At 65.2% G+C, this 22,272-nt stretch carries 16 protein-coding genes; 12 read left to right on the top strand and 4 right to left on the bottom strand.

The window, feature by feature from the left end; translation table 11 throughout:
• Positions 1-296 precede the first annotated feature (296 nt).
• Positions 297-1,196 carry a bifunctional DNA-formamidopyrimidine glycosylase/DNA-(apurinic or apyrimidinic site) lyase gene (gene mutM, locus ACFE72_RS12145; RefSeq protein WP_375413345.1) on the bottom strand — a complete coding sequence of 300 codons (900 nt, stop codon included), beginning with the start codon at positions 1,194-1,196 and terminating at the stop codon, positions 297-299.
• Between the two features lie 15 nt (positions 1,197-1,211).
• Positions 1,212-1,598, bottom strand: coding sequence for a glyoxalase superfamily protein (locus ACFE72_RS12150; RefSeq protein WP_375413346.1), 387 nt, complete (start codon positions 1,596-1,598; stop codon positions 1,212-1,214).
• Positions 1,599-1,717: 119 nt separating this feature from the next.
• On the opposite strand from ACFE72_RS12150, the gene ubiE reads away from it, so the two are divergent.
• From ubiE to ACFE72_RS12210, 12 genes are all read left to right on the top strand, one after another.
• Entirely contained in the window at positions 1,718-2,479 is a 762-nt protein-coding gene (ubiE, locus tag ACFE72_RS12155) for a bifunctional demethylmenaquinone methyltransferase/2-methoxy-6-polyprenyl-1,4-benzoquinol methylase UbiE (protein ID WP_375413347.1), read from the top strand.
• Positions 2,476-4,053: a 2-polyprenylphenol 6-hydroxylase gene (gene ubiB / locus ACFE72_RS12160; protein ID WP_375413348.1), complete on the top strand. Its 1,578-nt coding sequence runs from the start codon at positions 2,476-2,478 to the stop codon at positions 4,051-4,053. Before ubiE ends, ubiB begins: the two co-directional genes overlap by 4 nt.
• Positions 4,054-4,089: 36 nt before the next feature.
• Positions 4,090-5,511, top strand: a complete 1,422-nt coding sequence (coaBC, locus tag ACFE72_RS12165) for a bifunctional phosphopantothenoylcysteine decarboxylase/phosphopantothenate--cysteine ligase CoaBC (protein ID WP_375413349.1) — start codon at positions 4,090-4,092, stop codon at positions 5,509-5,511.
• Entirely contained in the window at positions 5,508-5,966 is a 459-nt protein-coding gene (gene dut / locus ACFE72_RS12170; RefSeq protein WP_375413350.1) for a dUTP diphosphatase, read from the top strand. Before coaBC ends, dut begins: the two co-directional genes overlap by 4 nt.
• A 179-nt stretch (positions 5,967-6,145) precedes the next feature.
• Positions 6,146-8,662: a PAS-domain containing protein gene (locus ACFE72_RS12175; RefSeq protein WP_375413351.1), complete on the top strand. Its 2,517-nt coding sequence runs from the start codon at positions 6,146-6,148 to the stop codon at positions 8,660-8,662.
• On the top strand, positions 8,659-10,182 hold the full coding sequence (tsaE, locus tag ACFE72_RS12180; protein WP_375413352.1) for a tRNA (adenosine(37)-N6)-threonylcarbamoyltransferase complex ATPase subunit type 1 TsaE: 1,524 nt from the start codon (positions 8,659-8,661) through the stop codon (positions 10,180-10,182). The genes ACFE72_RS12175 and tsaE overlap by 4 nt, the downstream gene beginning before the upstream one ends.
• A gap of 92 nt (positions 10,183-10,274) precedes the next feature.
• Positions 10,275-10,598 carry a PilZ domain-containing protein gene (locus tag ACFE72_RS12185; protein ID WP_375413353.1) on the top strand — a complete coding sequence of 108 codons (324 nt, stop codon included), beginning with the start codon at positions 10,275-10,277 and terminating at the stop codon, positions 10,596-10,598.
• Between the two features lie 126 nt (positions 10,599-10,724).
• Complete coding sequence (locus ACFE72_RS12190; RefSeq protein WP_375413354.1) at positions 10,725-11,447, top strand: nucleotidyltransferase family protein; 723 nt, start codon at positions 10,725-10,727, stop codon at positions 11,445-11,447.
• Between the two features lie 255 nt (positions 11,448-11,702).
• Positions 11,703-14,858, top strand: a complete 3,156-nt coding sequence (addB, locus tag ACFE72_RS12195) for a double-strand break repair protein AddB (protein ID WP_375413355.1) — start codon at positions 11,703-11,705, stop codon at positions 14,856-14,858.
• On the top strand, positions 14,855-18,355 hold the full coding sequence (addA, locus tag ACFE72_RS12200) for a double-strand break repair helicase AddA (protein WP_375413356.1): 3,501 nt from the start codon (positions 14,855-14,857) through the stop codon (positions 18,353-18,355). The genes addB and addA overlap by 4 nt, the downstream gene beginning before the upstream one ends.
• Positions 18,356-18,441: 86 nt before the next feature.
• Entirely contained in the window at positions 18,442-18,762 is a 321-nt protein-coding gene (gene trxA / locus ACFE72_RS12205; protein WP_079606493.1) for a thioredoxin, read from the top strand.
• 61 nt (positions 18,763-18,823) lie between these two features.
• Complete coding sequence (locus ACFE72_RS12210; protein ID WP_375413357.1) at positions 18,824-19,894, top strand: ATP-dependent DNA ligase; 1,071 nt, start codon at positions 18,824-18,826, stop codon at positions 19,892-19,894.
• Between the two features lie 39 nt (positions 19,895-19,933).
• On the opposite strand, the gene ACFE72_RS12215 is transcribed toward ACFE72_RS12210, so the two are convergent.
• Positions 19,934-21,178, bottom strand: a complete 1,245-nt coding sequence (locus ACFE72_RS12215; RefSeq protein ID WP_375413415.1) for a bifunctional folylpolyglutamate synthase/dihydrofolate synthase — start codon at positions 21,176-21,178, stop codon at positions 19,934-19,936.
• An 89-nt stretch (positions 21,179-21,267) separates the two neighbouring features.
• Positions 21,268-22,212, bottom strand: a complete 945-nt coding sequence (accD, locus tag ACFE72_RS12220) for an acetyl-CoA carboxylase, carboxyltransferase subunit beta (RefSeq protein WP_375413358.1) — start codon at positions 22,210-22,212, stop codon at positions 21,268-21,270.
• Positions 22,213-22,272: the final 60 nt, after the last annotated feature.

Below are 22,272 nucleotides of genomic sequence, written 5' to 3' on the forward strand. Positions count from 1 at the left end.
GCTACGTCCACTTAAATCGAACCGGACAGCCGTGGCACAAGGCCGGGCATCCACGACTTTCTTTCTGATGTGGAGCAAAGACGTGGATGGCCGGGACAAGCCCGGCCATGACGTTGAACGCGCTGCCCGGCCTTTTACCGGGCATGACGTAGACCGCGCTGTCATGCTTGGCTTGTGCCGCGCATGACGTAGACCACGCCGTCATGCCCGGCACAGGGCCGGGCATGACGACCAATGGCGACGCCTAATTCACTGGATCTTTCGGCCAGACTCTCAGGATGACGGCCTCATAAACCTCACTTCTGGCACTTCGGGCACCAGAACGTTGAGCGTCCGTTCTGCGTAAACCGCCTGACGATGCCGCCGCAGCCGGGGCTCTCGCATGTCTTGCCTTCGCGGCCGTAGACCTGGAAGGAGTGCTGGAAATAGCCGAGTTCGCCGGAGGTCTGGCGGTGATCGCGCAGCGACGAGCCGCCGGCTCTGATGGCCTGATTGAGCACCGCGTGAATGGCCGCGACCAGACGTTGGGCATGATCGGTCGGCGTGCCGCCCGGGATGCTCCGGGTCTTTTTCGCCGCCAGCGTCGCCGCCAGGCGCCGCGGCGACAGATGCGCACGGAACAGCGCCTCGCAGACGTAGATATTGCCGAGGCCCGCGACCACGCGCTGATCCAATAGCGCCGCCTTCAGGCTGGTCTTCTTGTTGGCGCAGGCGCGCGCCAGCATCGCGGCATCGAATTCGTTGCCGAGCGGCTCCGGGCCGAGGCCTTGCAGCAGCGGCTCGTCGTCGATCCTGTTGCGGGCGAAAATCTTCATGTAGCCGAAGCGGCGCGGGTCGTTGAAAACGACCGTCGCGCCCGACGACATGTGAAACACCACATGGTCATGCGCGCGGTCCTCCTGGCGCGGATGATGGAATTTTCCCGGCGCGGCCTTTGCGCCTTCCCTCACCACGCGAAACGAGCCGGACATGCCGAGATGCATCAGCAGCACGTCGCCCGATGAAAGATCCGCCATCAGATACTTTGCGCGGCGCCCCAGCCCGGTCACCGTCTGGCCTTCGAGGCGGGCGACAAAATCCTTCTGGAACGGAAACCGCAGATCCTTGCGCCGGGCCTCGGCGTGCACGATTTTTGCGCCTTCCATCGCCGGCTGCAGGCCGCGGCGGACGGTTTCGACTTCGGGTAATTCGGGCATTCGATCTACCGCCGCTCAAGCTTTTGCAGTTTCGCGGTGACGCTCGGCGAACGACAAATGATTGTAGAACGGATCGGCGATCGTCATCGTGGTCGCGCCCCAAGGCTCTTCGACAAGCCCCGGCCGCGCATAACCGTATTTCTTCGCCGACAGAACGGCGTGATACGCGGCGAGTCCCGTCGTTTCGATCGTGATCTTGCCGCCGGGCGAGCAATCGCCGTGATGTTCGCTCAGGTGCAGGATCACTTCGCCCAATGACACCTGCATGAACAGCGGGAGGTCCGGTGCATGTCGATGCTCCCAATCCACCTTGCAGCCGAGAAAGCCGAGATAGAACTCGCGCGCCTTGGCGGCGTCAAAGATTCGCAGGATCGGAACTGCCCGCATGAACCGTGTTGTCATAAGCGTACCTTGCGGATTAACCAAAGCGCTCGCCGGACGAGGCCCTTGACCGCCGCGCGGCCTCGCTTGTAGCGCGCCCTGATCAGCCGCGCTATGGTCCGGGCAACGGAGAAGGATTGATGGATCACGGCGGCCAGACCACGCATTTCGGCTTCAAGGACGTCGCTTTGGACGACAAGCAGAGGCTGGTGAACGACGTGTTCCACAGCGTCGCGCAGCGCTACGACCTGATGAACGACCTGATGTCGGCCGGGCTGCACCGGGTCTGGAAGGACCTGCTGATCAACGCGCTCAACCCGCCGCGCAACGGCAAGCCGTTCGCGCTGCTCGACGTCGCCGGCGGCACCGGCGATATCGCGTTCCGCGCCGCCGGCGCGGCCGGCGCCGGATTCCGGGCCACGGTATGCGACATCAATCCCGACATGCTGGGCGTCGGCCGCGCGCGCGCGGCGGCGCGGCACCTCGCGCATCGAATATCGTTCGTCGAGGGCAATGCCGAGGCGCTGCCTTTTCCGGATCGCAGTTTTGACGCCACCGCCATCGCGTTCGGGATCCGCAACGTGCCGCGCATCGATCTGGCGCTTGCCGAAGCGTTTCGGGTGCTAAAACCCGGCAGCCGATTTCTCTGCCTGGAATTTTCTGCCGTCGATGTCCCCGGCCTCGACCGGCTTTACGAGCTGTTTTCGTTCAAGGTGATTCCGCCGCTCGGCAAGGCGGTCACCGGGGACGCCGAGGCGTATCAATATCTGGTCGAATCGATCCGGAAGTTTCCAAAACCCAACGCATTCGCCGAGATGATCCGCGCCGCCGGATTTCTGCGCGTCGGTCATCAGCCGCTGTCGGGCGGCATCGTGGCATTGCATTCGGGCTGGCGTCTGTGATCTCTGCCTCCACTCATATCGCACGCCTCGCCCGCGCCGGTTTCGTGTTCGCACGCGAGGGCGTATTCGGCGTCGTCGATCCGAGCCTGGTGCCGCCGCCCGGGCAACTGGCGCTCCGGCTCGCGCGGCTGATCGAACGCCCCGGCGCCAAATCCGGGCCCCGATTGTCGCGCGCGCTCACGCGCCTCGGGCCGGCCTACCTGAAGCTCGGGCAGTTTCTCGCCACCCGGCCCGACGTGGTCGGCGTCGCCATGGCCCGCGACCTCGAAAGCCTGCAGGACCGGCTGCCGCCGTTTTCGCAAAGCGAGGCCGAGGCCGTCATCGCCACGTCGCTGGAACGCCCGGTGGCGCAGACGTTTGCGAGATTCGGCCCCTCGGTGGCGGCGGCGTCGATCGCGCAGGTGCACCGCGGCGAAACCGAGCGCGACGGCGAACGCAAGGCGGTCGCGGTGAAGGTGTTGCGGCCCAATGTGGCCGCGCGGTTCCGGCGCGACCTCGGCGACTTCTTCTTTGTCGCCCATAATGCTGAAAGATATTCCGCGGAAGCGCGGCGCCTGCGGCTGATCGAAGTCATCAACACGATGTCGCGCTCGGTGGCCATGGAAATGGATCTGCGGCTGGAAGCGGCCGCGATGTCGGAGATGGCGGAGAATACGGCCGCCGATCCGGACTTTCGCGTGCCCACGGTCGACTGGGACCGCACCACGCACAACGTGCTGACGATGGAATGGATCGACGGCATCGCATTGAACGACCACGCGCGTCTCGCCGAGGCGCGGGTCGACCTCGCCGATCTCGGACGCAAGGTGATCCAGAGTTTTCTGCGCCACGCGCTGCGCGACGGCTTCTTTCATGCCGACATGCACCCGGGCAATCTGTTCCTCGACGATGCCGGGCGGCTGGTCGCGGTCGACTTCGGCATCATGGGCAGGCTCGGCATGAAGGAGCGGCGGTTTCTCGCCGAGATTCTGCTGGGCTTCATCACCCGCGACTACGCCCGCGTCGCCGAGGTGCATTTCGAAGCCGGCTACGTGCCGCAGCATCATTCGGTGGAAAATTTCGCGCAAGCCATCCGCGCCATCGGCGAGCCGATCCACAATCGCACCGCCGAGGAAATTTCGATGGCCAAGCTGCTGACGCTGCTGCTCGAGGTCACCGGCCTGTTCGACATGCGCACGCGGCCTGAGCTGATCCTGCTGCAGAAGACCATGGTGGTGGTCGAAGGCGTGGCGCGCAGCTTCGATCCGAAGCTCGACATCTGGAAGGTCGCAGACCCGGTGGTGCGCGAATGGATCGAGCGCAACCTCGGGCCGGTCGGCCGCGTTCAAGGCGCCATGTCGGGCGCCGGCGAGCTCGGCCGCGTGCTGTCCGGACTGCCGTCGATCGCGTCCCGCGCGGTCGTGGTGCTGGAGCAGCTCGAAACCATGAGCCGCGAGGGGCTGACGCTGTCGCCCGACACGGTGGCGGCGATGAGCCGGGCCGAGGGCCGCAAGAGCCGCTGGCGCACGGCGGCGCTGTGGATCATTGCGATAACCTTCATCGGCATCCTGATCGCGGTTCGTCACCTAAGATGATTGCATTGCAGTCGTAATTATGATATCAATGCGATCATGGCTAGTCTGACAATCCGCAAGCTCGACGAGACCATCAAGGCCGAACTCCGGCTGCGCGCCGCCCGCAACGGGCGCTCGGTCGAGGACGAGGTCCGCGTAATCCTGCGCGAGGCGTCACACAATCGCCCCGGCTTTGCCGCAACGCCATCGCAAGCCGCCGCAGCTCCCCAGGACCGTACCCAACACGCTGTTTCCGCTGGACAATCACGCATCACCCTGATCATCGGCGGCGGCATCGCCGCCTACAAGGCGCTGGATCTGATCAGGCGGTTGAAAGGACGGGGTTTTTCGGTGCGCTGCGTGCTCACTGATGCCGCGCAAAAGTTCGTGACGCCGCTCGCCGCCAGCGCGCTGTCGCACGAGCGCTGCCATACGGATCTGTTCGATCCCGACAGCGAGTTCGACGCCGGCCACATCCGTCTCGCGCGCGACTGCGGCCTCATCGTCGTTGCGCCCGCCACGGCCGACCTGATGGCCAAGATGGCGCAAGGCCACGCCGACGATCTGGCCAGCGCCGTTCTGCTCGCGGCCAACCGACCGATCCTGCTGGCGCCGGCAATGAATCCGCTGATGTGGAATAACGCCGCCACCCGCCGCAATGTGGCGCAGCTCGCGCGCGACGGCGTCACCATGATCGGCCCTAATGCCGGCGAGATGGCGGAAGCGGGCGAGGCCGGCGTCGGCCGCATGGCGGAACCCCTGCAAATTGCCGCCGCCGCCGAAAATTTCCTGCGGCCGCCACGGCGACAACTGCTCGCCGGCAAGCGCGTGCTGATCACCGCAGGTCCGACCCATGAGCCGATTGATCCGGTGCGCTACATCGCCAACCGTTCCTCCGGCAAACAGGGCTTCGCTATCGCCGCCGCCGCGCAAGCTGCAGGCGCCGATGTCACCCTGATCGCAGGTCCGGTCGAACTGGCCGATCCCGCCGGCGTCACCGTAAGCCGGGTCGAGTCGGCGCGCGAAATGCTGCATCGAACCGAGGCCGCGCTGCCGGTTGACGTCGCGATCTTCGCCGCCGCGGTTGCCGACTGGCGCGTCGCCGATGAAGGCTCGCAGAAGCTCAAGAAAACTCCGGCCGGGATGCCGCCGCTGCACCTGGTGGAAAATCCCGACATCCTCGCGACCATCTCCAAACGCTCCGACCAACGCCCTGCGCTGGTGATCGGCTTCGCCGCCGAAACCGAGCATCTGATCGACAACGCCAAAGCCAAGCTTGCGCGCAAGGGCTGCGACTGGATCGTCGCCAATGACGTGTCGCCCGCCACCGGCGTGATGGGCGGCGACCGCAACACGGTTCACCTTCTCAAGCGGGACGGCGCAGAATTCAGCATCGAGTCCTGGCCGCGGATGACCAAGGACGAAGTCGCGACCGCGCTGGTGGCGCGCATCGCCGCAGTGGCGGGCAATGCGTCATGAGCGCTCCGGTCAAAGTCGATATCCGGCAACTGCCGCATGGCCAGGGCCTGGCGTTGCCGGACTACCAAAGCGCGCATGCCGCGGGGCTCGACCTCTTGGCCGCAGTTCCGGAAACCGCGCCGATGATTCTCAGCCCCGGCAGCCAGGCCTTGGTTCCGACCGGTTTTATCATCGCGCTGCCGCCCGGGTTCGAAGCGCAGGTACGCCCGCGCTCCGGCCTTGCCGCCAAGCATGGCGTCACCGTGCTGAACGCGCCGGGCACAATCGATTCCGACTACCGCGGCGAGGTCGGGGTGCTCCTGATAAATCACGGTGATGCGCCGTTCACGATCCGGCGCGGCGAGCGCATCGCGCAGATGGTGATCGCGGCCGTGGTGCGGGTGGAACTGGTCGCCGTCGCCGCCGTATCCGCAACCGATCGCGGCAGCGGCGGCTTCGGTTCGACGGGACGTTAAAAAAACGCAGCAATTTCATAAAGCCGACCGCAACCGCTGACGCCGCGCATTTTTTCGCAATGCAGTTTGCGTTCACGGTTCGGACTCTTACCCCCCGACTCCCGATGGGGATATTGTGAGTCGATTCGCGAACGGTGGGGTGAATGCCGGTCGTGAAGTCGTGCGGTTTGGGGCGGACTATGTCGGACGTGATCGCGGCGATGCGTCGGACCTTGCTGTCGTGCACAGCGCTGGTGCGCGACGGCATCCTCGGTGTTGCCGTCGGCGCGCTGGTGACGAGCGTGCCTGCCGCTGCCGCCGACTTGCAGTTTATCGAGCGGGCGTTGGAGACGTTCTTCGATCTTAACCGCCAGGAAGTGGCGGTGCTCGCCACCGCGCTGGCGGTGCTCGGCTTTTCCGTGGTCGCTGCAATTCTCTTGATGCGCACGCGGGTCCGTGCCGCCAACAACGAGGCCCAGTTACGCTCCGACATCCGTCGCCTCCAGGTTGAAGCCGACCGGTTCCGCGCACTGCTGTTCGCGGAACCGCAGGTGCTGATCTCATGGGCGGCGGGCGACAATCGTCCGCAGATCGGTGGCGACATCTCGCTGCTGATGCCGACGGACGCCCAGCAGTCGCCGCAACGCATTCTCGCCTTCGGAACCTGGCTGTCCCCGGAGCCGGCCTTGCAGATGGATCACGCCGTCAACGCGCTGCGCGATGCCGGCGAAGGTTTCCTGCTCAATCTCACCACGTCGACCGGACGGTCCATCGAAGCGATAGGCCGTGCCGTGGGCGGTCAGGCCATCGTGCGCATCCGCGAACTCTCAGGCTTGCGCCGCGAACTCGCAGAAATGACGGTACGGCACAGGGGACTGCTGGAAGAAACCGAGATGCTGCGCGGCTTCGCCGCCGCAGCGCCTTGGCCGATCTGGGCGAAGCGCGCCGCGGGCGGGCTGATGTTCGCCAATGCCGCCTATGCGCGGGCGACGGAGGCGGCCAATGGTCCGGACGCGGTCCAGCGCGACCTCGAACTGCTCGACAGCGGCGACCGCAGCGACATGGCCCGCGCGCTCAACGACAATTCGGCCTTTTCCGCGCGACTCCCAATCGTCGTGGGAGGCGAGCGGCGCTTCTACGATGTGCATGCGCTCAAGGTCACCGGCGGCAGCGCCGGCATAGCCATCGATGCCAGCGAGGCGACCGCGTTGCGCGACGCGCTGGTGCGGATGGCGGAAGCGCACCGCCGCACGCTGGATCAATTGTCGTCCGGCGTGGCGGTGTTCGACGGGCAGCGGCGGCTGGCGTTCTACAACGATTCCTACCGCCGGCTGTGGGACCTGGACCGCGCGTTTCTCGACGGCAATCCCGAGGATTCCAGCGTGCTGGATCGCCTCCGCGCCGCGCGAAAACTGCAGGAGCAGCCGGATTTCCGCGCCTGGAAGGCGAAGCTGCATGAAGCCTACCGCGCCGTCGAACCGGAAAAGGACCGCTGGTACCTGCCTGACGGCCGCGCGATCAGCGTCGTCACCACGCCGAACCCCGAGGGCGGCGTCACCTATTTGTTCGACGACGTCACCGAAAGCCTCGAACTGGCCCGGCAGTATGACGGCCTGATCAACGTTCAGCGTGAAACCCTGGACAATCTCGCCGAAGCCGTCGCAGTGTTCGGCAGCAACGGCCGCGCGCAATTGTTCAATCCTGCCTTTGCGAAGATGTGGAAGCTGTCGGCGGAGGCGCTGCAGCAGCAGCCGCATATCGAGACCGTGGAAGCCTGGTGCAGGCCGCTGTTCGACGACGCCGCGACCTGGCAAACACTTCGCGAGGCCGTTACCGGCATCGAGAACCGGGCCCCGGTGCCGTTGAAGCTCGAACGCAACGACGGCAGCGTGCTCGACTGCATGACCATGCCGCTGCCGGACGGCGCCACCATGCTGACGTTCCAGGACATCACCGATACCGAAAACGTCGAGCGCGCGCTGCGCGAGCGCAACGAGGCGCTGGAGGCCGCCGACCAGATGAAAGTCGACTTCGTCCACCACGTGTCGTACGAACTGCGTTCGCCGCTGACCAACATCATCGGCTTCGCCGATCTCCTGACCGATCCCGCCACCGGCCCGCTGATGCCCAAGCAGGCTGAATATCTCGGCTACATCACCACCTCGACCAACGCGCTGTTCGCCCTCATCAACAATATTCTCGATCTCGCCACCATCGACGCCGGCGCGATGACACTCGACCTCGGTCCGGTCGACATCCACAAGACCATCAACGCGGCGGCGGAAGGCATTCAGGATCGGCTCGCCCGCGACCGAATCGAGCTCAAGGTCGATGTCGATCCCGGCATCGGCGACTTCATCGGCGACGAGAACCGCATCAAGCAGGTTCTGTATAATCTTCTTGCCAATGCCGTCGGCTTCTCGCCGCACGATGCCGCGGTCACGCTCAGCGCGAGACGTACAGACCACAGCGTCGTATTTGCCGTAACCGATTTCGGCCCGGGTATCGCGCTGGATGCCAAGGACAAGGTGTTCGACTGGTTCGAGAGCCGCTCCAATGGTTCGCGGCATCGGGGCGCCGGCCTGGGCCTGCCGCTGGTGAAATCATTCGTCGAGCTGCATGGCGGCAATGTGCGGGTTGATTCGGTTGTCGGCAAAGGCACGACCGTGACGTGCGAATTTCCCGTCGATCAGGCCCATCGCAACGCCGCGGAATGACCGGGCCCTCGACATTCTCACTGGCGCTCGCAAACGAAACAGCGACGGCGCATCTGATGGCCGATCTTGCGCTGCTGATCGGCGCCGGCGACGTCATCACGCTGTCGGGCGACCTCGGCGCCGGCAAGACCGCAGCGGCACGCGCCATGATCCGTTATCTCGCCGACGACGAAACGCTGGAAGTCCCAAGCCCGACCTTCACCTTGGTTCAGGGTTATGAGCTGCCGCCGTTTCCCGTGGTTCATGCGGATCTCTACCGCATCAGCGACGCAAGCGAACTCGAGGAAATCGGGCTCGCGCCGTTTCCCGAGGGGGTTGTGGCGTTGATGGAGTGGCCGGAGCGCGCGCCCGGCGCTCTGCCGGCTGACAGGATCGACATCGCACTGAGCCATCGTCCGGCATTGGGCTCCGCCGCGCGCGCCGCCGTCATCACCGGCTATGGCAAGGCGGCGGCCCAGGTCGAACGGCTGCAAGCGCTGCGTGAATTTCTCGACGGCGCGGGCTTTGCGGACGCAAAACGCCGGCGCATGGCCGGCGACGCCTCGACGCGTTCCTACGCGCGGCTTGCGCGCGACGACGGCTTTGTCATCCTGATGAATTCACCGAAACGTCCGGATGGACCGGCGATCTACGACGGCAAGCCGTACAGCGCCGCGGTGCATCTCGCCGAAGACGTGAATCCGTTTGTCGCCATCGCCAACGGGTTGCGCGCGCGCGGCTTTTCCGCGCCGGCCATCCATCATGCCGATCTCGATGCAGGATTCCTCATTACCGAGGATTTCGGCAGCGCGAGTTTTGTCGAAGGCGATCCGCCGGCGCCTGTTCCCGAGCGCTATCAGGCCGCGACCGACATGCTGGCGGCGCTGCATCGCCAGCCATTGCCCGAAACCTTGGCGCTGGCACCGGGGATCACCTACACCATCCCGACCTTCGACACCGACGCGTTGCTGGTCGAGGTCGGCTTGATGCCGGAATGGTATTTGCCGGATCGCAACGCACTCCTGAGCGCCGCACGGCACGCCGAATTCACCGCAATGTGGCGCGAGCTGTTGGCCAAGCCCGCGACGGCGGCCCCAACCTGGGTGATGCGGGATTTTCATTCGCCCAACTTGATCTGGCTCGATGCACGAACCGAATTCGCCAAGGTCGGCATCATCGATTTTCAGGATGCGGTGCTGGGCCCCGCCGCTTATGATCTGGTCTCGCTGCTGCAGGATGCACGGATCGACGTGCCCGAACCGTTCGAGCTTGCGATGCTGACGCGCTACATGAAAGCGAGGCTCGCCGCGGACGCCGGTTTCGATCCGGCGGCTTTCGCGGAATTATACGCCATCATGTCGGCCCAGCGGAATACGCGGCTGCTCGGCACCTTTGCGCGGCTCAACCGGCGCGACGGCAAGCCGCACTATCTCAAGCATCAGCCGCGGATCTGGACTTATCTCAACCGCTCGCTGACGCATCCCGCGCTGGAAGTTATTCGGGCGTGGTATACCGTCCATGTGCCGGCGCCGGTTCCTTGATTAAACACCCGTTAACCAACCTCCTTTTAATCTGCTGCCAAAGTTCTACCTAGGGCTGCGGGAGCTGCCCCCGCGCTGGAGGAATCGAAACCATGGCTATAGAACGCCGCAAGGGCGAGCGGGTTACCTTCGAGCGCGGTATCGCCGCCCATATGATGGGCATCGACGGCACCTGGCGCCGGGACTGCACCATGGAAGATATCTCGGAAACCGGCGCCAAGCTGACCGTCGAAGGTTCCGTCGAAGGACTGCATCTCAAGGAATTCTTCCTGCTCCTGTCGTCCACCGGTCTTGCCTATCGCCGTTGCGAACTCGCCTGGGTCAATGGCGACACCCTCGGCGTCAACTTCCTGAAACCCGCCGACAAGAAGAAAAAGACCGCGCGCCGCCCCAACCCGGCAACGGCAGAAATTTGAGCGGGTCGCGCCGGGCGTCGTACCTACGTCATGCACGGCACATAAGCGTGAGCGATGCGTACCCGAATCACGTGCTAGGATTGGCCGCCACCCGTGCTTAGACCGATGCCCGAGACGTTCCTGAACATGCCCGTCCAACCCACCAAAGCCATGGTGCTCGCCGCCGGCCTCGGCGTCCGCATGAGGCCCTTGACCGACCGGATGCCGAAGCCGCTGGTGCCCGTCGCCGGGCGGGCGCTGCTGGACCATGTGCTCGACAAGCTGGCGGAGACCGGCGTGCGCGAGGCCGTCGTCAACGTACATTATCTGCCCGACCAGATCATCGAGCACGTGACGACGCGGGCCCAGCCGCACGTAACCATCTCCGACGAGCGTGATACCGTACTGGGAACCGGCGGAGGCGTGGTAAAAGCGCTGCCCCTGCTCGGCGACGCGCCATTCTTCCATGTCAATGCGGACACCATGTGGATCGATGGCGTGCGTTCCAACCTAATGCGTCTGGCGGAGGCTTTCGATCCCGCGCGCATGGATATATTGTTGCTGATGGCGCCGACCACGAGCAGCATCGGCTATCACGGCCGCGGCGATTATGCGATGGCGGCCGACGGCACCTTGCACAGACGCCGGGAATATCAGGTAGTGCCGTTCGTCTACGCCGGCGTCGCGATCATGTCGCCGGCGATCTTCGCAGACGCGCCGGCAGGCGAATTCTCGCTGACCAAAATGTTCGATCGCGCCAACGAGCAGGAGCGGCTGTATGGGCTGCGGCTCGATGGCGTCTGGATGCATGTCGGAACCCCGGACGCGATTACCGCCGCCGAAGAAGCTTTTCTCGCCAGCGTGGCGTGACGCCGCGCGTGTCCCGGACGCGGCGCGGCATTCTAAGGCGCTGCGACGCATCGCCGATCATGCCGCTCCGCAGAGCCCGGACCAAACCCCGCGTTCCATTACGGCCCCCGGCTCGGCGGCCGCACCCCGCCGCGAAGGGCGGCGCAATAGCACGCATAAACGCGCTTATGGCCGCGTCCGGAGCCCGAGAGAATTAGAAATCGCACCCGAAAATCGCCCATGCCATGATGCTCCTGATCCCGAATCAGGACTTTCATGCGCATCTTCAATGTTCCAGCATCGGCGCCGTTCTTGCGTACGGTCATCGCCGCGCTGGTCGATGGCGATCTTATCGAGGGGTTTCGGCCGCGCGCCCATCCCGAGCTTCTGGCGCGGGCGACGCTTTATCTGCCGACCCAGCGCGCCGGACGCATGGCGCGGGAAGTATTTCTCGATGTCCTCGGCCTGGACGCCGTGGTGCTGCCGCGCATCGTCGCGCTTGGCGCTATCGACGAGGATGAACTGGAATTCGCGCAAGCCGTTTCCGGGACGGACCTGACCTCGCTCGACATGCCGCCCGCGCTGGATGGAATTCGCCGCCGCCTGCTGCTGGCGCAACTGATCGACGCGTGGGCCAGACGATTGAAGCCTGGCGAGCCGCAGCAGGCGCCGCTGGTGATCGGCGGACCGGCCTCGACGCTGGCATTGGCAGACGATCTCGCCCGGTTGATGGACGACATGGCCACGCGCGGCGTCGACTGGAAGGCATTCGACGGGCTCGTCCCCGATCATCTCGATCAATACTGGCAGCTTACGCTGGACTTCCTGAAGATCGCGAGCCAGGCTTGGCCCGCCCACCTCAAGGAAAATAACAAGATCGAACCGGCGGCACGCCGCGACTTGTTGATCGAAGCCGAGGCCGCGCGCCTGACCGACCACCACGACGGCCCCGTGATCGCCGCGGGCTCGACCGGCTCGATGCCGGCGACGGCGCGTTTCCTTAAAACCATTGCCGGGCTGCCACAGGGCGCCGTGGTGCTGCCGGGGCTCGACATCGATCTGGACGAGGCCGCGTGGCAATTGATCGGGGGCGTCACCGACGCGCAGGGCGTGGTTTCGGCGACCGCATCGAACCATCCGCAATTTGCGATGCACGCGCTGCTGGACAAATTCGGCCTGCAGCGCAGCGACGTCGAACCGCTCGGCGCACCGATGCGGCACGGACGCGAAATATTGGCATCCGAAGCGATGCGCCCCTCCAACGCGACGGCGCAATGGCACCGGCGGCTAGCCGAGCCGGAGGTCGAACAGAAAATTTCGTCCGGCATGAACGACCTTGCCGTGATCGAGGCGGCCAATCCCGAGATGGAAGCGCTGGCGATCGCGGTCGCGATGCGCGAGGCGCGCGAACTCGACAAACCAGCCGCGCTGGTGACGCCGGACCGCGCGCTGGCGCGGCGGGTCGTGGCGGCGCTCGGGCGCTGGAACCTCGAATTCGACGATTCCGGCGGCGATGCCTTGATGGATACGTCGGCTGGGATTTTCGCCCGGCTGGCGGCGGAGGCAGCGTCACGGCAAATGGAGCCGCCGACGTTGCTGGCGCTGCTAAAGCATCCGCTATTGCGGCTGGGCGGATCGCCGGGGGCATTCAAGGGCGCAATTGAAACGCTCGAACTGGCGCTGATGCGCGGCACGCGTCCGGAGGCAGGCAGCGGAGGTCTCGCGAAAAGCTTTGTCCGCTTTCGCCTGGAGCTTGCCGAATTCAAGGCGGGGAAGACATCGACCCTGCACGGATCGGAACCGCGGGCCAGACTCAAGGACGAAGACCTCGACAAGGCGCAATGGCTGATCGCCTATCTGCAAGCCGCTCTGTCGCCGCTCGAATCGCTTGATCCGTCAAAGCCGCATGATTTTTCCGATCTGGCAGAGCACCATCGCGATGTCCTGATGGTGCTGTCGCGCGAGGAAAACGGCGTCGCCGTTGCTTTCGAGGGGCATCAGGGCCTGGCGCTGGCCGCCGCGTTCGACGATCTGCCCGGCGAGCCCGCGCGCAGCGGACTGATGGTGCAGCTCTCCGATTATCCGGACGTTTTCCACACGGCATTCGGCGACCGCGTCGTGCGTCGGCCGCAAGCGGCCAGCGCTCACTTACGTATCTACGGCCCGCTCGAAGCGCGGCTGACGCACTGCGACCGCGTCATTCTCGGCGGGCTGGTCGAGGGCGTCTGGCCGCCGGCGCCCCGCAACGATCCCTGGCTGAGCCGCCCGATGCGCCACCAGCTCGGCCTCGATCTGCCGGAGCGGCGGGTCGGCCTCTCCGCGCACGACTTTGCGCAATTGCTCGGCGCCGATGAGGTCATTCTCAGCCATGCTGCCAAGGTCGGCGGCGCGCCGGCGGTAGCCTCGCGCTTCCTGCACCGGCTGCAGGCGGTGGCAGGCGAAGCGCGCTGGGAAGCCGCGAAAGCCCGCGGCAAGATCTATCTCGACTATGCAGATGAACTGGACCGCCCCGATAAAGTGGAACCGATCTCGCAACCGGCTCCCAAACCGCCGCGTGAGGCGCGACCGCTGAAATTGCCCGTGACGGCGATCGAGGACTGGCTGCGCGATCCCTACACGATCTATGCCAAGCATATCCTGAAGCTTGCGCCGCTCGATCCCGTCGACATGCCGCTGTCGGCAGCCGACCGCGGCTCGGCGATCCACGATGCGCTCGGCGAGTTCACCCAGGCCCACCAGATCACGCTGCCGGACGACCCCGCCGGCGCGCTGCGCCGGGTCGGCGAAAAACATTTCGCCCCGCTGATGGATCGACCGGAGGCGCGCGCGCTGTGGTGGCCGCGCTTCCTGCGCATCGCGTCGTGGTTTGCCGGTTGGGAGCGCGAGCGGCGGTTCAATGTCACGCGGATCGATGCCGAAGTCGAAGGCAGGATTTCGATTCCGCTCGACAACAATCGCCACTTTGTACTCTCGGCGCGCGCCGACCGCATCGAGCACCGCTGCGACCGCACCTTTGCAATCCTCGATTACAAGACCGGCGCGCCGCCGACCGGCAAGCAGGTGCGGATGGGGCTGTCGCCGCAGCTCACGCTGGAAGCCGCGATCCTGCGCGAGGGAGGTTTTGCGAATATTCCCGCCGGGGCGTCGGTTGGGGAATTGCTGTATGTCCGGCTCAGCGGCAACAATCCTCCGGGCAAATCGATCCTGCTGGAACTGAAGGTCAACAAGAGCGATCCGCCGCAGTCCCCCGATGAGGCCGCCGACGAGGCGCGGCGAAACCTTGAAGCCCTGATACGCGCTTTCGAAAACCAGGAGCAGGCCTATACCTCGCTCAATCTGTCGATGTGGACCAACCGCTACGGCAGGTACGACGATCTGGCGCGGATCAAGGAGTGGTCCGCGGCCGGCGGCCTCGGCGAGGATACCGAATGAGTTTGCCGCGCAACAATATCCCGGATGCGGTCCGTGCGACCCAGGCGCGCGCCTCCGATCCCGCTTCGTCGGCGTTCGTCTCCGCCAACGCCGGGTCGGGCAAGACCCATGTGCTGGTGCAGCGCGTGATCCGGCTGCTGCTCGATAACGTCCCGCCGGAGAAAATCCTCTGCATTACCTTCACCAAGGCGGCGGCGGCCAACATGGCGGAGCGGGTGTTTACCAGGCTTGGCCACTGGATCACGCTGAAGGATGATGAACTCGATGCGGCGATCCGCGATGCCGGTATCGCGCGGCCCGACGCGAAATTGCGCCTGCGCGCACGCGAACTGTTTGCCTGCGCGCTGGAGACGCCCGGCGGGCTCAAGGTGCAGACGATCCACGCGCTTTGCACCCGTTTGCTGCAGCAGTTTCCATTCGAAGCCAACGTGCCGGCGCGCTTTGCGGTGCTGGACGAGCGCGATCAGGCCGAGATGATGGAGCGCGCCAATCTCAAGGTGCTGCTGGATGCGGCGCACGACCCGCAAAGCCCCGCGGGCCGGGCGCTCGACATCGCGATGTCCAGCGCGGCCGACGTGACCTTCAAGGACGTGGTCCGCGAGGCGTGCCTCAGCCGCGACCATTTCATGGCATGGACCGATGGCGCCGGCAGCGCCGATGCGGCAATGGCGCAGGTGTCGGATGCACTTGGCGTCGACACCGGGTTGCGCCTCGAGGACGTCGAGCACGCGATCGTAAATGGACCGCATCTGCCGCGATCGCGATGGGAGGAGATCGCCGCGATTCTCGATACCGGCAGCAAATCCGATGCCGACCAGGCGTCGCGGCTTCGCGACGCACGGGCTTTGTCAGGCGGCGAGCAAGTCGACGCCTATCTCAATGTATTCCTGACCGAGGCGCTGACGCCGCGCAAGTCGATCGTGACGAACAAGTTTCGTGACGGCAACCCGGCAATGGCCGGACTGTTCGACGGCGAAATCGGCCGCATCGACCCGCTGATCGAACAGCGCCGCGCGTTGACGGTGCGCGATCGCACGCAATCGCTCCTTATCATCGCGACGGCGGTGGCGGCCAACTACCGCCGCGAAAAGCAGGAGCGCGGCCTGCTCGATTACGACGACCTGATCGACAAGACGCTTCAGATGCTGGACCGCGTCTCTTCCGGCTGGGTGCACTTCAAGCTCGACCGCGGCGTCGATCACGTCCTGATCGACGAGGCGCAGGACACCAGCCCGCGGCAATGGGACATCGTCGCGCATCTCATTTCGGAATTCACCTCGGGCAAGGGCGCACGCGACGGGGTCAAGCGCACCATCTTCGCGGTCGGCGACGAGAAGCAGTCGATCTTTTCGTTTCAGGGCGCGGCACCCCGCGAATTCGACCTGCAAAGCCGGGCGCTGGAACGGAAGTTCACCGAGGCGCGGCTCAAGTTCGAGCGACTGGCCTTCAAGCATTCGTTCCGGTCCGGAACGGCAATCCTGCAATCCGTCGACCATGTCTTTCGCGACGCGACGATCTATCGCAGCATTCACGCGGAAAATGCCTATCCGCTGCATGAGGCGTTGCCCGACGCAGGTCCAGCCCTGATCGATCTGTGGGAATTGGAGTTGCCGGATCCCCGGCAGGACATCGAAGGCTGGCGGGCGCCGTTCGATGCGGTATCGGAAACCAGCCCCGAGGTCCGGCTGGCGAGACGGATCCAGGCCGAAATCAAGTCGCTGGTCGCGGCAGGCACGATGACCGGGAACGCAGGCAATCGCCGGCCGCTGCGCTATGGTGACGTGCTGGTGCTGGTGCGGCGTCGCGGCAACGCGTTCGACGCGGTGATCCAGGCGTTGAAGCACGCCAACATTCCGGTGGCCGGCGCCGACCGCCTCAAGCTGACCGAGCATATCGCAATCATCGACCTGATGAATTTGGCCGATGCGCTGCTGTTGCCGCAGGACGATCTGGCGCTCGCGGTAGCGCTGAAGAGCCCGCTGTTCGGGCTTACCGACCATGATCTGTTCAAGCTGGCGTGGCGGCGCCGGGGATCGCTGCGCGACGCGCTGACCGATCACGCCGCAGAGCCGGCGTTCGCAGCCGCGCTTCGCCGCCTCAAGCAATGCGAGCACCGTTTCACCAGCGACCCGCCGTTCGCGTTCTACGCCTGGCTGCTCGGTGGTGACCAGGGGCGTGCGCGGATCCTGCGGCGTCTCGGGCACGAGGCCAACGATGCGCTCGATGAATTTCTCGAACTTGCGCTTGCTTACGAGCGAAAGGCCCCGGCATCGCTGCAGGGCTTCATGGCCTGGCTGCGCGCCGCCGATACGGAAGTAAAGCGCGACATGGAAATCTCGCGCGACGAAGTCCGGGTCATGACCGTACACGGCGCCAAAGGCCTGGAAGCGCCGGTGGTGTTTTTGGTGGATACGACGACATCGCCCGCGGATACCACGCGCCTGAAACTCGTCCGGCTGCCGCACCTCAACGCCGCGCCGCACGCAACGGGCGTGGTGGTGTGGGCCGGCAAGAAGGCGGAAGACCCGCCCACGGTCGCAGCCGCTCGCGCGGCAATGCTGGGCGAAACCGAGGACGAATACCGCCGGTTGCTCTACGTGGCGATGACACGCGCAGCCGACCGGCTGATCGTCGGCGGCTGCATGCCCGGCAACATGCGAAAATTGCGCGAGCTATCGTGGTACGACCTGATCGCCAAGGGCCTCGCCAGTTCGGGATTGCACATGCAGAACGTGCCGCCCCCGGATGGCGTCGTGAAGCGTTATCTGCGGCCTGAAGACGCACGCCCGGCGTTGGGCGTCGCGGCAGCCCTCGCCCCGGCCGCCGCCCCGATCATGCTTCCCGGGTGGTTGCGCAAGCCCGCGCCGCGCGAACCGCTCGATGCTTCGCTGCGACCGTCGGACCCGGCCGAGGACGAAGGCCACGGCATCCGCACCGGCGAGTCGGCGCAGCTACGCGCGCGGGCGCTGCAGCGCGGTTCCTTGGTACACCGGCTGCTGCAATCGTTGCCGAATGTTCCACCCGGACGGCGCATCGAGGTAGCGGCGCGATATCTCGCCCGCAACGCCGATGACTGGGACGACGGCGAGCGCGAGGCACTCGCCGTCCAAATTCTTTCGCTGATCAGCGACCCCGGCTTTGCATCGGTGTTCGCCCCCGAAAGCCGCGCCGAAGTATCGATCGCGGGAAGGCTCGATCGGCCGGGGCGGCCGCCGGCGCAGGTCGCCGGCCAGATCGACCGGCTGGCGGTGACGCCGGGCGAGGTCCTGATTGTCGACTACAAAACCAACCGGGCCCCACCCCGCGCCATCGCCGGAGTGCCGGTGGCCTATATACGCCAGCTCGCGGTCTATCGGGCCGTCCTGCAGAAGCTTTATCCCGAGCGGCCGGTCCGCGCCGCGCTGCTATGGACCGAAACGCCGGAAATGATGGAGATTCCGGCCCCCGCGCTGGACGCGCAACTGGCAATCATCATCCAGGGAGATGACGGAGCTTGACCCGCCATCCCCCCGTTCATAGGTTGACTGCATGATCCGGCCGGCAATTCTGCCGCGCTTTCACACGCAGTCCATGAGGTGCTCCAATGGCCGTTGGCAAGGTTTCTGACGCCGATTTCGAAGCCGAGGTGCTCAAGGCCACGGGGCCGGTCGTGGTCGATTTCTGGGCCGAATGGTGCGGCCCCTGCCGCATGATCGCCCCGGCGCTGGACGAGATTTCCGGCGTGATGGGCGACAAGGTCAAAATCGTCAAACTTAACGTCGATGAAAGTCCGAAGACGGCCTCGAAGTACGGCGTGATGTCGATCCCGACCCTGATGATCTTCAAGGGCGGCGAGATGGCGTCCCGCCAGGTCGGCGCCGCGCCGAAGCAGAAGCTGCAGCAGTGGATCACCGCCGCGGTCTGATCGCGCTTTAAATTATCCGCTTCGACGGCCGGCTGAACGCCGGCCGTCTGCGTTAACAGGAATGTCCCGCATCGCTCCGCGCCGTAACACCGCAGCGCCCGTATCATCCGGCCTTGCCGCGATGGAAGCGCGTTCCGTCGACACTATACCACGTGGAAGTGAATGGCAGTACGAACCGAAGTGGGATGGCTTCAGGTGCCTGCTGACGCGCCGCGGCAACAGCGTCGCGCTGCGGTCGAAATCGGACGAGGATCTGACGCGCTATTTTCCGGAACTGGTCGAGGCCGCATTGCGGCTGAAAGCCGCAAGCTACACGCTGGACGGCGAAATCGTCGTGCCGCACGGCAAGACCTTTTCATTCGACGATCTGCTGCAGCGGATTCACCCGGCGCAGAGCCGCATCGCAAGGCTGTCGCAGCAAACGCCTGCGCTGTTTCTGGCGTTCGACCTTCTGGCGACCGAGGCGGACAGGAAGCTCGCCGCGCAGCCGCTCGGCAAGCGGCGCCCGGCGCTGGAAGCCTTTGCAGCGAAACAGTTCAGGTCCCAAACGACCTTTCGGCTCTCGCCGGCGACGGCACGCATCGCTAGCGCGAAAAAGTGGCTCGCCGAGGCCGGCGGCGGCTCCGACGGCGTGATCGCCAAGCGCGTCGACCTGCCATACCAGTCCGGCAATCGCGACGGCATGCAGAAGATCAAGAATTTTCGGAGCGCCGACTGCGTCATCGGCGGTTTTCGCTACGCCACCAACAAACTCGATAACCGGAAAGTCGTCGGATCGCTGCTGCTTGGTCTCTACGACGACGACGGCTTGCTGCATCACGTCGGCTTCAGCTCCGCGATCAAGCGGGCGCAAAAGCCGGCGCTGACCGCGAAACTCGAAGCGCTGATCGGCCCGCCGGGATTCACCGGCAACGCGCCGGGCGGCCCGAGCCGCTGGTCCACCGAACGCTCGGCGCAGTGGTGCCCTCTGAAACCGAAGCTCGTGGTCGAGGTGAGTTACGATCACTTCAGCGGCGAGCGGTTTCGTCACGGCACCACCATCCTGCGCTGGCGTCCGGACAAGGCCGCGCGTCAATGTACCCTGGACCAGTTGAAGCAGAAGGCGGTCAACCCGATGAAGCTGCTGGGATGAACGGCTTCATGGGGGAGGCAACGCCCTGTTTAACAACGCTTACCTCGGCAGCGTCCCATTCGCCGCCAGCACGTAACCGGCGAGATAGAGCGAGCCGGCGATGAGAATCCGCGGCGGCACCTCGTAGGCGAGGCGGGTCAGCGAACGCAGCGCCGCTTCCACGCCGGACGAGGTTTCCACCCGCATGCCCAGATGGCGCGCGGCGTCGGCCAGCGTGTCCGGCGCCATTGCGTTGTCGCGGCCCGGAATCCGCACCGCGATGATATGGCGCGTCAGCCCGGCGAAATTGGCCAGGAAGCCATCGGCGTCCTTGTTGCCCATCATGCCGGCGATCACCACCAGCGGCCGCGACACCCGTTCTTCCAGATCGCCCAGCGCCGCCGCCGCCACGCGCCCGCCATCGGCATTGTGACCGCCATCGAGCCATAGCTCACAACCCTGCGGCGCCAGATCGAGCAGCGCGCCCGCCACCAAGCGCTGCATCCGTGCCGGCCAATCGGCGCCGAGGATGCCGGCCTCGAAAGCGGCGGCGTCGATCTTGAATGTGTCGAGCGCGCGCACCGCCGCAATCGCAAGGCCGGCGTTGTCGAACTGATGCCGCCCGAATAGTTTCGGCGCGACCAAATCCATCAGCCCGCGCTCGTCCTGATAGACCAGCCGCCCGCGCTCGACGTTGACGTGCCAATGTTGTCCTGCGGCATGCAGCGGCGCATGCATGCGTTTTGCCTGCTGTTCGATCACGGCCGCCGCCTCGGGCGGCTGCTCGGCCGATATCACCGGCACGCCGCGCTTGATGATTGCCGCCTTTTCACCGGCGATCCTGATCAACGTTTCGCCGAGAAACTCGGTGTGGTCCAGGCCGATCGGCGTCATGACGGTGGCCAGCGGAGCGTCGATCACATTGGTCGCGTCGAGCCGTCCGCCGAGGCCGGTTTCCAATAGCACGACATCCGCCGGAGTTTGCGTGAACAGGCAAAACGCCGCGGCGGTTTCGATCTCGAAAAGCGTGATCGGCGCGCCGGCATTGATGCGCTCGCAGTGTTCGAGCGCCGTCCGTAATTCGGCATCGTCGGCGAGAACGCCGCCACCGGCCCGGCCCAGACGAAAACTTTCGTTGATCCGCACCAAATAGGGCGATGTATAGACGTGAACGCGCATGCCGGCGGCTTCCAGGATCGCGCGCAGATAGGCGATGGTCGAACCCTTGCCATTGGTACCGGCGACATGGATCACCGGCGGCAGTTTGCGTTCGGGATGGCCGAGGCGGTCCAGCAGCCGATGCATCCGCTCCAGGTTCAGATCGATGGCTTTCGGATGCAGCGCCGCCAGCCGCGCGATCAGGCCGCCGAGCGGCGGCGTTGGTTGGGGCGCGTTCACGCGTGCGGCGCTGCCGGCACCGGTTCCGGAGGCGATGTGATTGCGGCCGTGGCCGTGATCGGCTCCGGCACGGATTTCGGAGCAGTTTCGAGCGCCGGCGACCTCATCAACAGCCTGCATAACCGCGCCAGGGTCGGGCGCAACTCGTGGCGATGCACCACCATGTCGATCATGCCATGGTCCTTGAGATACTCGGCGCGCTGAAAACCGTCCGGTAATTTCTCGCGGATGGTCTGCTCGATCACGCGCGCGCCTGCAAAGCCGATCAACGCCCCGGGCTCGGCGATCTGCACGTCGCCGAGCATGGCGTAGGACGCCGTGACACCGCCGGTGGTCGGATTGGTCAGCACCACAACATAAGGCAGCCTCGCCTCGCGCAGCATCTGCACCGCCACCGTGGTGCGCGGCAATTGCATCAGCGAAAGGATGCCTTCCTGCATCCGCGCGCCGCCGGACGCCGCGAACACGATGAACGGCGATTTCTTTTCCACCGCGAGTTCGAGGCCGCGCACGATCGCCTCGCCGGCGGCCATGCCGAGCGACCCGCCCATGAAATCGAAATCCTGCACCGCGATGACGACGGCGGCGCCCTCCAGCTTGCCATAGCCGACCTTGATGGCGTCGTTCAGCCCGGTCTTGGCGCGCGCGTCCTTGATGCGGTCGGCGTATTTACGCTCGTCGCGGAATTTCAGGGGATCGGGCGTGACCTCGGGCAGCGCGATATCGTACCAGACCTCGTTGTCGAAGATCGATTTCAGGCGCGCCACCGCGCCCATGCGCATGTGGTAGTTCGAGCCGGGGATGACGAACTGGTTGCTTTCGACGTCCTTGTAGAACACCAGTTGCCCGGTATCGGGGCATTTGATCCACAAATTCTCCGGGGTTTCGCGGCGCAGGATGTTGCGGATCTTCGGCCGGACGACGTTGGTGAGCCAATTCATGTCTTGCTCCGTGCGATCGAGGAATCGCCTTGCAAATATGGCGTCCCGGACTTTGCCGGG

Origin of the sequence: uncultured Bradyrhizobium sp., assembly GCF_964252615.1 — a bacterium.
In the GTDB taxonomy this organism is placed as follows: Bacteria; Pseudomonadota; Alphaproteobacteria; order Rhizobiales; family Xanthobacteraceae; genus Bradyrhizobium.